Source organism: Tahibacter harae (assembly GCF_024437735.1).
Classification (GTDB): Bacteria; Pseudomonadota; Gammaproteobacteria; order Xanthomonadales; family Rhodanobacteraceae; genus Tahibacter; species Tahibacter harae.
The window spans coordinates 87,356-100,907 of record NZ_JANFQO010000022.1; the positions used below are offsets into that span (position 1 = coordinate 87,356).

Consider the following 13,552-nt stretch of genomic DNA (forward strand, 5'->3'; position numbering starts at 1 on the left):
TAGCGCAGCCGCCGGCAAAATCCAAACGATCGTTTGATATTGCGACAGTAGCCCGGCGCGGCGAATCGCCGCAGCGGATGGAACGCCTGCCGCACACACGATGGCGGTGCGGGAGCCGCGTCCGCGGAAGTGCGCGATGGGCTGGCGGATTACCGCGCCTCGCCGGATATACAGCGGCATTCTGGTCCGCCCGCAAGCGGATCACGCGGCAGCCGTGACGCCCGCGCAAACCCGTACCGCTCAGGCGCGCAGCCGCGCCTGGTCGCGGATCCGCCGCAGGTAATCCAGCACCCGCCCGGACAGGCTGACCTCGCGCGGCCTCTCCACCGCATGCCGGCGCAGGCGCTGCGGCTCGCTGCGCAGTTCGGCGTGCCGTTCCAGCGCTGCCAGCAGGGCGCGGCGCAGCAGCTCGCGGCCCAGCGGCTTGGGCAGGAAGCGAAACACCTGGCCCTGGTTGATCAGCTCGATCAGCAGGCGGCCGTCGCGCAGCGGGGAACAGGCGATGGACAAGGTGCGCGGGCTGGCCTGCTTGAGCAGCTTGAGCGCGCCGATGACATCGTCGCTGCTATGGCGCAGCTCGGCCAGGATCACGCCGAATTCCTGTTCCTCCAGCCGGGCGAGCGCGGCCTCCACCGTCGCTGCCGTGGCGACCAGACAGTCCGAGGGCAGCAGGCTGCGCACCAGGGTCGCGGTCAGCGGATCTTCGTCCAGCACCAGCACCGGCGCGGCGGCGGCCGGCGCGGCCACGGCGGGCGCCGCGGGCGTATCGGCGAAATCGGCCACGGCGATCTGCGCAGCGGTGGCGATGGCGTCCTGCAGCCTGAGCGCATCCCAGGGTTTTTCCAGGAAGCGGAAGATCTCGCCTTCGTTGACCGCGGCCTCGACCGCGGCCAGGTCGGCATAGCCGGTCAGCAGCAGGCGCATGCTGCGCGGCGAATGTTCGCGGATCTGGCGCAGCAGGGCCACGCCGGTGATCGCCGGCATGCGCTGGTCGCTGACCACCACATGCACCGGGCGCGAACGCACCCATTGCAGCACCTGCACCGGATCGGTGCTGGCCAGCACTTCGTAGCGGCTGCGCAGCAGCAGCGCGAGCGAACGCAGGATGCGCTCCTCGTCGTCGATCAGCACCACGCAGGGCTTGGCGGAAGTCATGGCGCGCTCCTTGCGGCGGCACCGGCCAGCGGCAGCGCCACCACGAAGCGCGTGCCGGTTTCCGGCGCCGAGGTGGCGGCGATGCGGCCGCCGTGGGACTGCACGATCTGCTGGCAGATGGACAGCCCCAGCCCCGTGCCCTGCCCGACCGGCTTGGTGGTGAAGAAGGGTTCAAAGATGCGCGGCAGCACGTCCGGCGGAATGCCGCGGCCGTTGTCCTGTACCGCGATCATGGCGTAGCCGCCCAAGGTCTGCGTGCGGATGGTGACCATGCCGCTGTCGTGGTCTATGGCCTGGGCGGCATTGCCGATCAGGTTCAGCAGCACCTGGTTGATCTGCGCCGGCGCGCAGCGCAGCGGCGGGATCTGGCCGTAATGGCAGCGCACCTGCACATTGTTCTTTTTCAGCAGATGGCCGGCGATGCGCAGGGCCGCGTCGATCAGGCCGTGCAGGTCCACCGCTTCGGCATGGGCCGAATCGACGCGGGAGAAATCCTTGAGATGGGCGACCAGGTCGGCGATCTGGCCGACGCCGTGCAAGGTGTCATCCAGCAGCGCGGTGAGGTCGGCAAACATCGCCGGATCGAACGCGGCGCGCGCGGCGGACAGCTGCTGCAGACTGCTTTCCAGCGCCGCGGCGTCTTCGCCCAGGGCTGCATCCAGCACGGCGGAACCCGCCTGCACCAGGCTGTCGGCCGAGGGCAGCAGGTCGCGCGTCATGGCGAGATTGTTCTGCACATAGCCCAGCGGCGTGTTGATCTCGTGAGCCAGGCCGGCGACCAGCTGGCCCAGGGTGGCCAGCTTCTCCGACTGCACTAGGCGATGCTGCGAGGCCTTGAGGCGCCGGTAGGCATGCTCCAGCTCCTGTGCGTGCTGGCCGACCCTGATCTCCAGCGCGCGCAGCACGTCGAGCACGATGCCCATGCCGGCGTAGCAGCCGTCGGCGCCGGTGAGGACGAAGTCTTCGGTAATGGGCCGGCGCAGGCGCTGGCCGATCAGCTGGCCGGCGGCCTCGATGGACGTTGCGAGGCTGAGACTCAGCGGCTGCGCATTCATCAGTGTGGTAACCGGACGCCGGCCGTGCAGCTCGCGTCCGTACGGCGCCATGTAGACGCGCAGCATCAACTCATGCCGCGTGATGCAGCCGAGCACGCGGCCGGCATCGACGATGGGCAGCGACAGCAGGTTTGCGTGGGCAGGATCGAGGAAGCGCTCGCCGGCTTCGGCCACGCTGCAGCGCGGCGTCAGCGGCGTCGCCGGGATCAGCAGCGCAGCCAGTGCGGCGTCGCCCGCAACCGCGGCCGGCGCGGCGGGGAGACTGGACGGCGAAGTATTCATGACACGCTGGCCTGGTCGGGTTGCGGCAACCCGGCGAGGCTAGCGGTGGCATGCGTCATGCGTGTGACGCGGAAAAATCCGCGGCGAATCGGAATAAGCGCGCGCGCCGCGGGCATATGCCGCGGCGCGTGCAGGGCGCAAAGTCAGCGGCGGCTGATGACGAACTTGCCGAAGTCGATGCCGATATCGACACCTTCGCCGGTGCCGGCCAGGGCGAGCGACACATCGCCCTTGGTCACTACGCTGGCAGCGGAGGATTTCACCGCGCCCGCATGCGCGCCGCCGCTGGCGTAAGTGCCCAGCAGATCCTTGATGTTGTTGACTTCGGAGAATTTGCCGCGGCCGTTGTCGATGCGCTGCTTGCCGAAGGTGATGCCGCCGCCCTTGGTGCGGATGCTGACCTTCATGCTCTGGCCGTTGTTGCAGCGGATGGTGCCGCTGCCTTTGGCGGTCTTGTAGAACGCCGACCAGCCCGACATGCTGAAATCCATCTCGCAATCGATTGCGGCGCTGGCGCTGCCTGCGCCGGCGAGGAAGAACAGGGCCGTGCCCGCTATACCGATCAACCTCTTCATGAGTGAACTCCGTTGGCTAGGGCCAAACCAATGATGCCCGCAAAAAGCCCGGCGGTCATGCCTGCGCAGGGCCGGTGCGGCGTTCGTGCCGGCGGCGGAGCCGGCCGTCGTCCCCTGCTAAGCTAAGCCCTGGTCCGCCATCGCGAGGTGAACGACATGCGCACCCTCGATATCCTGGTACATCTGCGCCAGTACAGCGGCGATCCGCCGGCGCTGCGCGCCGCGCTGGCGCTGAGCCGCCGCCTCGACGCCTGCCTGCACGGCCTGTATGTCGCGCCGATCCCTCCGGCGGCGTTCACCTCGCCGGAAACCGTCGCCGTGCTGGTGCATGAATCCGACCGCCACTACCGCGAAGCCGGCGCCGCCGCGGGCTGGTGGCAGCAGCGCCTGGAAGCCGCCGGCGCGCGCGGCGAATGGTTGGTGGCGCAGTCCGACGCGCTGGATGCCATCGCCTACGCGGCGCGCTGGAACGACCTGATCGTGATTGAACGGCCGCAGCAGCAGCCGGATGCGCCGCTGGGCTGGGGCCTGGTCTCGCGCAGCGCCTTCGCCGCCGGCGCGCCGCTGCTGGTGATACCCGAGAGCGCCGAAGTGACCGAACTGGGCCGGCGCATCGTCGTGCTGTGGAACGGCAGCCGCGAGGCGATTCGCGCGGTGCACGGCGCGCTGCCGCTGCTGCGCAAGGCCGACAGCGTCGTCGTGCTCGACGGCGAAAACCGCGGCAATAGCGGCGGCCTGCTGCAGCTGCCGCCGTTCGACCTGCGCCGGCACCTGGCCGACCACGCCGTGCAGGCCGAATTCCAGCCCTTTACCGCACCGGACGACCGCGGCGCCGGCCTGCTCGCCGCAGCCCGCAACACCGGCGCGGATCTCATCGTCATGGGCGCCTGGGGACATTCGCGCATCGCCGAGCTGATCGTCGGCGGCGTGACCCGGCACCTGTTCCAGCACGCCGACCGCGCGCTGTTCGTCGCACACTGAAACCCACGCCCCTTCCATGGCCCAGCCGATACTGATCGACGATATCGCCCATGTGATCCAGCTTTCGGTTGCGCCGGTGTTCCTGCTCACCGGCGTGGCCGCCCTGCTCGGCGTGCTGACCAGCCGCCTCGCCCGCGTGGTGGACCGCGCGCGGCGCCAGGAGGAACGGCTGGAACACCTCTCCATCGAACGCCACCCCGAACTGCTGGACGAATTGCGCAAGCTGTCACGGCGCGCGCGCTTGATGAACTGGTCCATCAGCCTGGTCACCGGCTGCGCGCTGCTGGTGTCCAGCACCATTGTCGTGCTGTTCGGCGGCGCGCTGTACGGCATCGACGTGAACCTGCCCGCCGCGGCGCTGTTCGTGCTGGGCCTGGTCTGCCTGATCCTGGGCCTGGTGATCTTCCTGCGCGAAATCTATCTGGCCACCATCCATCTGCGTCTTGGACCGTTCCAGAACGGCAAGCGCGACCAAAGCCCATGAGCGAACACCACGCCCGCATCCACTGGCAGCGCAACGACGCCGTCTTCACCGACCAGCGCTATTCGCGCGCCCACCGCTGGCATTTCGACGGCGGCGCGGAGGTCGCTGCGGCGGCCTCGCCCGCGGCGGTATCGCCGCGCTTCACGGATGTCAGCGCGGTCGATCCCGAAGAAGCCTTCGTCGCGGCGATTTCAAGCTGCCACATGCTCTGGTTCCTGTCCCTGGCCGCAGCCGCGGGCTGCTGCGTGGACAGCTACGAGGACGAGGCCGTGGGCTTCCTGCGCGAAGTCGACGGCAAGCTGGTGATCGCCGAGGTGGTGCTGCGGCCGCGCCTGCGTTTCAGCGGCACGCCGCCGCAGGCGGCGCAGCTGGACGAACTGCACGAGGCGGCGCATGCGCGCTGCTTCATCGCCCATTCGGTGCGCTGCGCGATCCGCGTCGAAAGCGCGGACTGACGCACGCCGGCCGCGTAGCGCGGGGCTTCAATCCCCGCCGCCTTCGTCCTTGCGGTCGGAGACGTAGGTCACCTTGCCTGCGGCGATCCAGATCTGGATCAGGCGGCCGCGGCGGCGATACGTCCATTGCTCCGGCGCCTCGGCCTCGCCGGTTTCTTCCTTGGCCACGCTGTCGGGCGCGCCGGCCACTTCGCGCACCCGCTCCACGGTATCGCCGCGGGAAACCATGCGCGAGCCGAAACGCGCGCTTTGCGCCGACAACGGCAGGCTGACCAGCAGCCCGAGCAGCAAGACCCAGTGCTTCATACCTGACTACCCCGGTTATTGCCGCCAAGTATGCATGGGAGCGGTTGCGGTGGCTTTACGACTCTGGTCAGGTGGCGGATCGCAGCGCAGGTCCGACCGGAGACTGAATCCGCGGCGTGACGGGCGCCACAGTTAGCCGGCACAGCTGCAGACAGTTCAGCCAGCATCGTTTTCAATCCGCCCGGAATTCCAGCCGCAGGAGATCCTTCATGGACAGCAAGCTGATGTTGGGCCTCGGCGCGGGCGTCGTGCTCGCGGTGGGCGGCATGGCCGTGGCGCAGCGCTATGCCAGCGAATCCCAGGCCGCCGAGCAGGCCGCGCGCGAAGCCGAGCAGTTCGCCGCGGTGCGCCGGGTCAGTCCGGTGATCGAACAAGTGAGCACGCCGCGCAAGGAGTGCGAGCAGGTCACGGTCAGCAAGCGCCAGGCCGAGCGCGACGGCAATGTCGGCGGCACGCTGATCGGCGCCGTGGTCGGCGGTGCGCTGGGCAATCAGGTCGGCCGCGGCAACGGGCGCAAGGCTGCCACCGTGGCCGGCGCGGTCGCCGGCGGCATGGTCGGCCATGAGATGGACAAGCGCCATCAGGGCGGCAAGGTGGTCAACAGCACCGAAACCCGCTGCCGTACCGTCAACGATGTCAGCGACAAGGTGGTCGGCTACGACGTGACCTATACCCACAAGGGCCGCGAATACACCACCCGCATGGACCACGATCCGGGCGACCGCATCGAGGTCGAGGCGACGATCCAGCCGGTGCAGAGCGCCCGCTGACCGCACTCCGCAACGGTTCGGCGCTTGCCTGCAACGCCCCGGCGCTGGCCCGCGCCGGGGCGTTTGCGTTTGCAGAACTCGCGCGCGGCGCCACAGTCCGAAACGCCCGGAGCGTCCCGATGACCGGGGCGCGGCGCGGGAGGACCTGATGGAGCAGAATCGGCGGTGGATAATGACAGTGCTGCTGGGCCTGGCGTCCGCACTGGGCGGCATCGCGGCACAGGCGGCGCCGGAAACGGCCAAGGCGGCGAAAGAAGCCGTCAAAGTGACAATGTACGTGATGCCGCACTGTGGCTACTGCGAGAAAGCCCGCCAGCAGCTGGCCCGGCGCGGCGTGCAGTGGCAGGAGCTGGACATTCTCGCCTCCGACCAGGCCAGGCAGGAATTCACCGCCCACGGCGGCGTGGGCACGCCGCTGCTGCTGATCGGCGACAGCGTCATCAAGGGCGTGGACCCGGCACGTATCGACGCGGCGCTGCGCGCCAGCGGCCTGCTGGCGCAGTGAAACGGGCGCCTCGCTGCCGTGACAGCGAGGCGTCTGCATTGCCTACTTCTTCTTGCCTGCCGGCGGCAGCCGGGCCGGATCCAGCCCGCCGACTTCGAATTCCAGCGTGCGCTTGCCCTGGTCCTTCCAGTCGGTGTCTATGCTCAGCGTCTTGCTCTTGAGCAGGCGCGCGATCAGCGCCTCGTTCTTGTCGATGAAGATGGCCGGCTCGCCAGTGGGCGGTATGGTGCCGGCCCAGCGTTCGGGCTTGCCGCCGTCGAAACGCAGGGTCAGGGTGCAATCGGCGGGGCAGCGGAAGCCGCTTTCGTCGCGCATCAGGTAAGTGCTCTGGCCCCATTCCGGATGCTGGCGTATGAACAGGGTGACGCGCTGCGGACTTTCGGCCGTAGGCCCGCCCTTGGCGTAGATAGACACGTGGTACTGCTTGCCCTTGCCGGCCGGCGATTCCTGGTAGCTCCACAGGCGCTGCAGGCGGCGCGTCTCGCCGGCTTCCCGCGCCTGCTTCTGCAGTTCGGGCAGGGTCTTGGCCACTTCCTGCGCCGCCGGCGTGCCGGCAAAGCGGGTGGTTATGTCGCTACCGATCTCGGCAGCCAGGTCGTTCTTGCCGGCCGCGCGCAGTTGCTCGTACATCTTGAGCTTCTCCGCCGCCTGCGCGGCGGCCTGCGCTGCCTGCTGCTGGGCCGGCGTGGGCGCGGGCGGCGGCGGCGGCCCGCTGCCGCCGCAGGCGCTCAGTGCGGAACATGACAACAGCAGCGCCAGGGATCGCAGAGGGAGCATGGCCGGACTCGCTAGACGGGGAACGGCCTAAGATAGCAAAGCCGCCGCGGCGCAGGCGGCTACGCGCCGGTATCCAGTCCCGCCGCGTGCCTGAGCGCCGACCAGGCTGCCAGCTTGTCAGCCCGGCTCATGCTGGCATGGGCCGGGCTGGTCGACGGCAGCTCCAGCAGGGTCAGGCCGGATTTGCGCGCTGCGGGTATGTGCGCGGCCACATGGCGCCGGAAAGCCTGGGCCGCCTTGGCGCCGTTGAGCCCCACGGCGCGGATCTGCGACCGCTGCAGCAGCAGTTCGGCGATGGCGTTGGGCACTTCGCTGACGCGGGTTATCGCGCTGTCCAGACTGCCGCGGCGCTCGCAGCCCTGCAGCACGTCCCACAGTCCCACGCCGGCTTCGTGCAGCCGCGCCAGGCGCTGCGCATAGGGCAGCTCCCGCGGCACCGCGTAAAGCGCCTGCATCAGCGGCCAGAACAGGTTCTGCGGATGGGCGTAATACTGCACGGCAGCCAGCGAAGCGACACCGGGCATGGAGCCCAGGATCAGGGTATGGCAATGCGCGCCCAGGCTGGGCGCGAAGCTCTGCACATAGTCCGCGCCGCGTTCGGCGACGCCGGGCGGCGGCTCAGGGCGCTGGGATTTCCGTGGGCGCGGCATCGGCTTCGTGGCGGCGCGCGACGCGGTCCTTGAGGCGGCCGAGGATGATCTCGTAGAGGGTCAGCGCATCCTGCGCCGCCATATCCGGGCGGGCGCCTTCGATCGGGTAGCGGCCCGAGGAAATGATGGCTGCCGCCAGTTCCAGCGCGATCTGCGAAGCACTGGGCGCGGTGACGGTATTGACCACGTTGGAATTGGCCATGGACGGCTCGCGCTGTGGACGGAAAGGTGGCCGCATAATCGTCCACCGGCGCTGCCCGCTGCAAGAGCGGCGCGGCGTTTCCGCGCGGGCTGTCGCATTGTGGGCGGCCGGCCCGCGCCGCCGCGCTGGCCGCGGCGGTTGCGCTGTGCCAGCATTCGCCCCCGAAACCCTCTGCACTGCGCCCCATGCGTCTCAACAAATACATCAGCGACACCGGCCTGTGTTCCCGGCGCGAAGCCGACGATTTGATCGAAGCCGGTCGCGTCACCGTGGACGGCAAAAAGGCCGAAGTCGGCGCAGTGATCGAGGCCGGCGCCGAGGTGCGCGTGGACGGCAACGCGCTGCGCCTGAAGAACAGCCGCGGCGGCGCAAAGTCGGTCTATATCGCGCTGAACAAGCCGGTCGGCATTACCTGTACCACCGAGTCCCACGTCAAGGGCAACATCGTCGATTTCATCGACCATCAGGAACGCATCTTTCCCATAGGCCGGCTGGACAAGGATTCGGAAGGCCTGATCCTGCTGACCAACAACGGCGACATCGTCAACGAGATCCTGCGTTCGGAAAACCGCCACGAGAAAGAGTATCTGGTTGCGGTCAACAAGCCGGTCACCGATGAATTCGTCGTCGGCATGTCCCGCGGCGTGCGCATCCACGGCCAGATGACCAAGCCCTGCAAGGTTTATAAATTGGGCAAATTTGGATTCCGCATCATCCTGACCCAGGGCCTGAACCGGCAGATCCGCCTGATGGCGGCCGAGTTCGGCTATCGCGTGAAGCAGCTGTGCCGGGTGCGCATCGTCAACATCCGCCTGGGCAACCTCAAGCCCGGCCAGTGGCGCAACCTGTCGCCAGCCGAACTGCAGGGGCTGCTGCCGCAGCGCAAATCCTGGTAGGCCGCGCCCGCTTTTCTTGCGGCTTGCACTGCGAGCCGCCGCAACCGTGCAAGTTGCGCAGCCGGCGCCGCTACAACCCATTGATTTCCTAGAATTTCGCTGCTGGCACGAAGCCTGAAGCAGGGAACCAGCGCCGGACTTTCCGCAGTCCCGGCCGAATCCCACTGACAGGAGACTGACCATGCGCTTTCCGACCATTCAGAAGACTGCCGCCGTTCTGCTGCTGAGCGCGACCGCCACGTTTGCCTGGGCGGCTGACAAGGCGCCGGTGAACGACAAGCCCAACTCCCATGAGTCCGAGCAGCCGGTGGGCGATACCTGGATCACCACCAAGGTGAAATCCGAACTGCTGGCCGACAGCGCCGTGAAGGGCACGGATATCAACGTCTCCACGACCAACGGCGTCGTGACCCTGGCCGGCGTGCTGGACAACCAGGCCGCCATCGACAAGGCCATCACCATCGCCAAGAACGTCAAGGGCGTGACCGACGTCGATACCCGCGCGCTGAAGCTGCGCAAGTAACGGCGCCGCCGCACCGCGAATCCCTGCAGGCCATGACGGCCTGTTGCCACGGAAACCGGCATGGCACAGGATCAGCCGGCAACCGCGCCCGGTCGCACCGCGACCGGGCGCTTTCGCGCTGGGCGTTTCATCATTCCTGTTTTCCGGCGAGGGAGATCGCGTGTTCGGCACTGTGCTGAAGTTCTGGTTCGGCGAGGAAGGCCTGCCTGCGGCGGAGCAGGAAACACTGGCGCGGCGCTGGTTCGTCGCCGATCCGGCGTTCGACCAGGAGATCCGCGCGCGCTTTGGCCATCTGGTCGATGCCGCCCGCGCCGGTGAACTCGACAGCTGGGCTGCACAACCGCACAGCTGGCTGGCCCTGCTGCTGGTACTGGACCAGTTCCCGCGCAATATCCATCGCGGCACGCCGCTGGCATTTTCCGGTGATCCCAAAGCCCAGCATTTCGCGCTGGCCGGTATTGCCCGCGGTGACGACCTGCGGCTGCCAGTACAGCAGCGCTGCTTCGCCTACCTGCCGCTGGAGCACGCTGAAGATCTGCGCCTGCAGCAGCGCTGCGTACAGCTGTTCGAGCGCCTGCGCGAGGATCCGGCGGCGACGCCAGCGGAGCCCTACGCCATGTACCTGGACTATGCGCGCCGGCATCTCGACGTGATCCAGCGCTTCGGCCGTTTCCCGCATCGCAATGCAATCCTCGGACGGAGCAGCAGCGCCGCGGAGAAGGCCTATCTCGAAGCGGGCGGAGGGTTCTAGGTGACGCGGATCCGGCGGTGCAGCGGCCTTATACGGTGAAGCCAGAAGCAGGGCATCCGTGAACCCGCCGGTTTTGGGCGGGGCGGCGCGGATAGGCTATCGGCATTGAAATCCGTGGGGAGGCAAGCCGTGGCAAGCGAGCGCCCGGCGCCGCCGGGGCGCCGTCCGGCAGCGGCGTAGAACGGCCGAATCTGCGACAATGGGGATCCGCTCGCGTATCGGAGCGGTCCACCCAACCGTCCAACAGGATTCCGGCTCCAATGTCTGCATTGATCTGCGGCTCGCTCGCGTACGACACCATCATGGTGTTCCAGGACCAGTTCAAGAACCACATCCTGCCGGACAAGGTGCATATCCTGAATGTGGCATTCCTGGTGCCGCGCATGCGCAAGGAATTCGGCGGCGTCGCCGGCAACATCGCCTATAACCTCAAGCTGCTGGGCGAGGATCCGGTGCCGATGGCGACGGTGGGCCAGGATTTCGGTCCGTACCATGAGCATTTCGTCCGTTGCGGCATCCGCCTGGACCAGGTCAAGGTCATCGACGATCTGTATACCGCCCAGGCCTTCATCACCACCGACCTGGATGACAACCAGATCACCGCGTTCCATCCCGGCGCCATGATGCGTTCCTATGAGAACCATGTGCGCGACGTCGAAGGCATCAGCTTCGGCATCGTCGGCCCGGACGGCCGCGAAGCCATGCTGCAGAATGCGGACGAATTCGCCGAGCGCGGCATTCCCTTCATTTTCGACCCGGGCCAGGCCATGCCGCTGTTCAGCGGCGATGAATTCCGCTCCTTCATCGACAAGGCCCAGTACGTCACGGTCAACGACTACGAATCGCAGCTGCTGCAGCGCAATACCGGCTGGAGCGAAGCGCAGATTGCCGAGCGCGTCAAAGCCTATATCGTGACGCGCGGCCCCAAGGGGTCGGTGATTCACACGACCAAGGAAACCATCGAGATCCCGCCGGCGCACGAGCGCCGCGTGTCGGATCCGACCGGCTGCGGCGATGCCTACCGCGCCGGCCTGATCTACGGCCTGATGCGCGACATGGATTTCGCCACCGTCGGCCGCATGGCTTCGCTGATGGGCGCGCTCAAGGTCGAGCATCCGGGCACGCAGAATCAGCGCTTCACCTACGAGGAATTTGCCGATCAGTTCCGCCAGCAGTTCGGTTACGCGCTGGACTGACAGCTCGGCGTCTGCGTAGCAAAAAAGCCCGGGAAAGCGCTGCTTTCCCGGGCTTTTCTTTTGTCACTCTCCACTTTCGCTTAACCCACTGGAACGAATGGAATACCGCGCGGCAGGGTCGGTGTGGCCAGGTAGTGGTCCGCGAGCAGAAAGGCGAACAGGGCCATCAGATAGATGATGGAATAGTTGAACACCTTCATCGCGAAGAACTCATCCGGCGGATTAAGCAGCTTGAAGGCGTAGTAGAGGAACACACCACCCAGCACCAGCGCGCCGCCGAGATAGAACAGACCGCTCATCCCCGTCAGCCAGGGCAGCACGGTGACGACCAGCAGCAGCACGGTGTAATACAGCACGTGCCAGCGGGTGTATTCAACGCCATGGGTGACCGGGAGCATGGGCACCTGCGCACGCGAATAGTCATCGCGCCGGAAGATGGCCAGAGCCCAGAAATGCGGCGGTGTCCATACGAAGATGATCAGGAACAGCAGCAGCGCATACGGATGCACTTCGCCTGTGACCGCGGCCCAGCCCAGTATCGGCGGCGCCGCACCGGCCGCACCACCGATCACGATGTTCTGCGGCGTGGCGCGCTTGAGATAGGCGGTGTAGATGACCGCGTAGCCGATCAGCGAGGCGAAAGTCAGTACGGCGGTAAGCCAGTTGACCCCTAGCACCAGTATCAGCATGGAGATTGTGCCCAGCAACAGGGCGAAGATCAGCACCTGCCTGGGCGACAAGGCCCCGGTCGCCAGCGGCCTGTGCGCAGTGCGCGCCATCACGCGGTCTATGCGCTGATCGATCAGATGATTGATCGCTGCGGCTGATCCCGCGGCCAGCCAGATGCCGATGCCGCCGAGCACGGCCGGCCAAAGCGGCGGCCAACCGGGCACGGCGAGGAACATGCCGATCACCGCGGTGAACACGATCAGCGCAACGACTCGCGGCTTGGTCAGTTCCAGATACTGGTGAAACATGGATGTCTGCATCACTGACTCAATGGCCGCACAAAGCTGCAGAGAATTGTAATGACCCAGCGGTTTCTGCACAGGTCACGCCGCTAATCGATACGCCTCGGCGGGTGTCTTCATGCCCAGCGCCTGATGCGGTCGCCGGGTGTTATAGAACTGGATCCAATCGCTGATCACGCGGCTGGCGTGCTGCTGGCTTTCGAAGCGGTGGCGGTGGATGCATTGCTCCTTCAGTGTCCGGATCACCCGCTCGACCATGCCGTTCTGCTGCGGGCAGTACGGTGTGATGAATTCCTGCTTCAAGCCATAGCTGCGCACCAGTGCGGTGTAACGTCGACTGGAGAACACCAGTCCGTTGTCCGAGCGCAGCAGGAACGGCGTGGTCACACGCCCCAGTGAGCCGAATCGGGCAATCAGCGCCTGCTCCAGTGCCGCTGCGGCCGTCGTCGCCTTGCCGCTGCGCGAGAGCTGCCAACCCAGTAACTGGCGGGTGTAGCAATCGATCACCAGCGCCAGTACCAGCCAACCGTCATGCCCGCCCCAGACGCGACACAGATCCGTCGCCCAGCGTTCGTCCGGCCGCTCCGCCACCGACACTTTCGCCTCAATGCGCGGCCGGCTACCTACGGCGCGTTTCTTCACTTGCCAGCCATTGAGCTGGAAAATCCGCTGCACCGTGTTCTTGTTCAGGCCGAGCAAGCCGGCTACCGTCCGATAGCCGAACGACGGCTCCTGTTCGATGAGTGCCTTGATCGGCTCGGCCAATGTGGCCTGTACCTTCGAAGGCGCCTTGGTTTCGCGGTAATACACCGTTCGCCGTGGCACCTCGAACCAGCGGCACAACTGACTGGTAGTGACCACCACACCATCCGCTTTCAGTCCCTGCTGGAGAGACACAATCAGGTCTCGTCCTTGCCCAGCAGGGACGCCAATTTTTTTCGGGCGCGCAGCTCCAGCATGGCCTCGCCGTAGGCTTCCTGCAGGTCTTTCAGCTGCCGCTCGTACTGCTCGCGAACGT

At 66.9% G+C, this 13,552-nt stretch carries 18 protein-coding genes and 1 pseudogene; 9 read left to right on the plus strand and 10 right to left on the minus strand.

What is annotated here, in order from left to right:
* Positions 1-240 precede the first annotated feature (240 nt).
* The 3 genes from NM961_RS19575 to NM961_RS19585 form a co-directional block, all read right to left on the minus strand.
* On the minus strand, positions 241-1,155 hold the full coding sequence (locus NM961_RS19575) for a response regulator (RefSeq protein WP_255916104.1): 915 nt from the start codon (positions 1,153-1,155) through the stop codon (positions 241-243).
* Complete coding sequence (locus tag NM961_RS19580; protein WP_255916105.1) at positions 1,152-2,492, minus strand: sensor histidine kinase; 1,341 nt, start codon at positions 2,490-2,492, stop codon at positions 1,152-1,154. The genes NM961_RS19575 and NM961_RS19580 overlap by 4 nt, the downstream gene beginning before the upstream one ends.
* 143 nt (positions 2,493-2,635) lie before the next feature.
* Entirely contained in the window at positions 2,636-3,067 is a 432-nt protein-coding gene (locus NM961_RS19585) for a hypothetical protein (protein ID WP_255916106.1), read from the minus strand.
* Between the two features lie 156 nt (positions 3,068-3,223).
* On the opposite strand from NM961_RS19585, the gene NM961_RS19590 reads away from it, so the two are divergent.
* Genes NM961_RS19590 through NM961_RS19600 form a run of 3 tightly spaced genes read left to right on the plus strand, consistent with a single transcriptional unit; the run spans position 3,224 to position 4,987 of the window.
* Positions 3,224-4,048, plus strand: coding sequence for a universal stress protein (locus tag NM961_RS19590; RefSeq protein ID WP_255916107.1), 825 nt, complete (start codon positions 3,224-3,226; stop codon positions 4,046-4,048).
* Positions 4,049-4,064: 16 nt separating this feature from the next.
* Complete coding sequence (locus NM961_RS19595) at positions 4,065-4,532, plus strand: DUF2721 domain-containing protein (protein ID WP_255916108.1); 468 nt, start codon at positions 4,065-4,067, stop codon at positions 4,530-4,532.
* Positions 4,529-4,987: an OsmC family protein gene (locus tag NM961_RS19600; RefSeq protein ID WP_255916109.1), complete on the plus strand. Its 459-nt coding sequence runs from the start codon at positions 4,529-4,531 to the stop codon at positions 4,985-4,987. Before NM961_RS19595 ends, NM961_RS19600 begins: the two co-directional genes overlap by 4 nt.
* A 27-nt stretch (positions 4,988-5,014) precedes the next feature.
* Here the strand turns inward: NM961_RS19600 and NM961_RS19605 are convergent, their stop codons facing one another.
* Positions 5,015-5,293, minus strand: coding sequence for a hypothetical protein (locus tag NM961_RS19605; protein ID WP_255916110.1), 279 nt, complete (start codon positions 5,291-5,293; stop codon positions 5,015-5,017).
* Between the two features lie 209 nt (positions 5,294-5,502).
* Between NM961_RS19605 and NM961_RS19610 the strand changes: the two genes are divergently transcribed.
* The gene (locus NM961_RS19610; protein ID WP_305119268.1) at positions 5,503-6,063 is read left to right on the plus strand and encodes a glycine zipper 2TM domain-containing protein; all 561 of its coding nucleotides are present in this window, start codon (positions 5,503-5,505) and stop codon (positions 6,061-6,063) included.
* A 172-nt stretch (positions 6,064-6,235) separates the two neighbouring features.
* Positions 6,236-6,568, plus strand: coding sequence for a glutaredoxin family protein (locus NM961_RS19615; RefSeq protein ID WP_255916111.1), 333 nt, complete (start codon positions 6,236-6,238; stop codon positions 6,566-6,568).
* A gap of 42 nt (positions 6,569-6,610) precedes the next feature.
* Here the strand turns inward: NM961_RS19615 and NM961_RS19620 are convergent, their stop codons facing one another.
* The 3 genes from NM961_RS19620 to NM961_RS19630 are packed head-to-tail and all read right to left on the minus strand — an operon-like array spanning position 6,611 to position 8,197.
* The gene (locus tag NM961_RS19620; protein WP_255916112.1) at positions 6,611-7,345 is read right to left on the minus strand and encodes a hypothetical protein; all 735 of its coding nucleotides are present in this window, start codon (positions 7,343-7,345) and stop codon (positions 6,611-6,613) included.
* A gap of 59 nt (positions 7,346-7,404) precedes the next feature.
* Positions 7,405-7,995: a DNA-deoxyinosine glycosylase gene (locus NM961_RS19625; RefSeq protein ID WP_255916113.1), complete on the minus strand. Its 591-nt coding sequence runs from the start codon at positions 7,993-7,995 to the stop codon at positions 7,405-7,407.
* Positions 7,964-8,197, minus strand: a complete 234-nt coding sequence (locus NM961_RS19630) for a hypothetical protein (RefSeq protein ID WP_255916114.1) — start codon at positions 8,195-8,197, stop codon at positions 7,964-7,966. The genes NM961_RS19625 and NM961_RS19630 overlap by 32 nt, the downstream gene beginning before the upstream one ends.
* A gap of 185 nt (positions 8,198-8,382) precedes the next feature.
* Between NM961_RS19630 and NM961_RS19635 the strand changes: the two genes are divergently transcribed.
* From NM961_RS19635 to NM961_RS19650, 4 genes are all read left to right on the plus strand, one after another.
* Complete coding sequence (locus NM961_RS19635) at positions 8,383-9,093, plus strand: pseudouridine synthase (protein ID WP_255916115.1); 711 nt, start codon at positions 8,383-8,385, stop codon at positions 9,091-9,093.
* A 181-nt stretch (positions 9,094-9,274) separates the two neighbouring features.
* A complete protein-coding gene (locus NM961_RS19640) occupies positions 9,275-9,616 on the plus strand; it encodes a BON domain-containing protein (protein WP_255916116.1) in 342 nt (113 codons plus the stop codon).
* A gap of 160 nt (positions 9,617-9,776) precedes the next feature.
* Positions 9,777-10,367 carry a DUF924 family protein gene (locus NM961_RS19645; RefSeq protein WP_255916117.1) on the plus strand — a complete coding sequence of 197 codons (591 nt, stop codon included), beginning with the start codon at positions 9,777-9,779 and terminating at the stop codon, positions 10,365-10,367.
* A 260-nt stretch (positions 10,368-10,627) separates the two neighbouring features.
* Complete coding sequence (locus tag NM961_RS19650) at positions 10,628-11,563, plus strand: carbohydrate kinase family protein (RefSeq protein ID WP_255916118.1); 936 nt, start codon at positions 10,628-10,630, stop codon at positions 11,561-11,563.
* An 80-nt stretch (positions 11,564-11,643) separates the two neighbouring features.
* Here the strand turns inward: NM961_RS19650 and cyoE are convergent, their stop codons facing one another.
* The 3 genes and pseudogenes from cyoE to NM961_RS24215 form a co-directional block, all read right to left on the minus strand.
* On the minus strand, positions 11,644-12,540 hold the full coding sequence (gene cyoE, locus NM961_RS19655) for a heme o synthase (protein WP_255916119.1): 897 nt from the start codon (positions 12,538-12,540) through the stop codon (positions 11,644-11,646).
* Positions 12,541-12,615: 75 nt separating this feature from the next.
* Positions 12,616-13,431, minus strand: coding sequence for an IS3 family transposase (locus tag NM961_RS19660; protein ID WP_255916120.1), 816 nt, complete (start codon positions 13,429-13,431; stop codon positions 12,616-12,618).
* A 2-nt stretch (positions 13,432-13,433) separates the two neighbouring features.
* Positions 13,434-13,552, minus strand: a pseudogene (locus NM961_RS24215) (DUF1153 domain-containing protein); the annotation flags it as partial.

Coding starts and splice junctions, on each gene's coding strand:
- NM961_RS19640 (WP_255916116.1), top strand. CDS start 9,275: ATGCGCTTTCCGACCATTCAGAAGACTGCCGCCGTTCTGCTGCTGAGC.
- cyoE (WP_255916119.1), bottom strand. CDS start 12,540: ATGTTTCACCAGTATCTGGAACTGACCAAGCCGCGAGTCGTTGCGCTG.
- NM961_RS19610 (WP_305119268.1), top strand. CDS start 5,503: ATGGACAGCAAGCTGATGTTGGGCCTCGGCGCGGGCGTCGTGCTCGCG.
- NM961_RS19630 (WP_255916114.1), bottom strand. CDS start 8,197: ATGGCCAATTCCAACGTGGTCAATACCGTCACCGCGCCCAGTGCTTCG.
- NM961_RS19635 (WP_255916115.1), top strand. CDS start 8,383: ATGCGTCTCAACAAATACATCAGCGACACCGGCCTGTGTTCCCGGCGC.
- NM961_RS19585 (WP_255916106.1), bottom strand. CDS start 3,067: ATGAAGAGGTTGATCGGTATAGCGGGCACGGCCCTGTTCTTCCTCGCC.
- NM961_RS19590 (WP_255916107.1), top strand. CDS start 3,224: ATGCGCACCCTCGATATCCTGGTACATCTGCGCCAGTACAGCGGCGAT.
- NM961_RS19650 (WP_255916118.1), top strand. CDS start 10,628: ATGTCTGCATTGATCTGCGGCTCGCTCGCGTACGACACCATCATGGTG.
- NM961_RS19575 (WP_255916104.1), bottom strand. CDS start 1,155: ATGACTTCCGCCAAGCCCTGCGTGGTGCTGATCGACGACGAGGAGCGC.
- NM961_RS19600 (WP_255916109.1), top strand. CDS start 4,529: ATGAGCGAACACCACGCCCGCATCCACTGGCAGCGCAACGACGCCGTC.
- NM961_RS19595 (WP_255916108.1), top strand. CDS start 4,065: ATGGCCCAGCCGATACTGATCGACGATATCGCCCATGTGATCCAGCTT.
- NM961_RS19605 (WP_255916110.1), bottom strand. CDS start 5,293: ATGAAGCACTGGGTCTTGCTGCTCGGGCTGCTGGTCAGCCTGCCGTTG.
- NM961_RS19620 (WP_255916112.1), bottom strand. CDS start 7,345: ATGCTCCCTCTGCGATCCCTGGCGCTGCTGTTGTCATGTTCCGCACTG.
- NM961_RS19615 (WP_255916111.1), top strand. CDS start 6,236: ATGACAGTGCTGCTGGGCCTGGCGTCCGCACTGGGCGGCATCGCGGCA.
- NM961_RS19580 (WP_255916105.1), bottom strand. CDS start 2,492: ATGAATACTTCGCCGTCCAGTCTCCCCGCCGCGCCGGCCGCGGTTGCG.
- NM961_RS19625 (WP_255916113.1), bottom strand. CDS start 7,995: ATGCCGCGCCCACGGAAATCCCAGCGCCCTGAGCCGCCGCCCGGCGTC.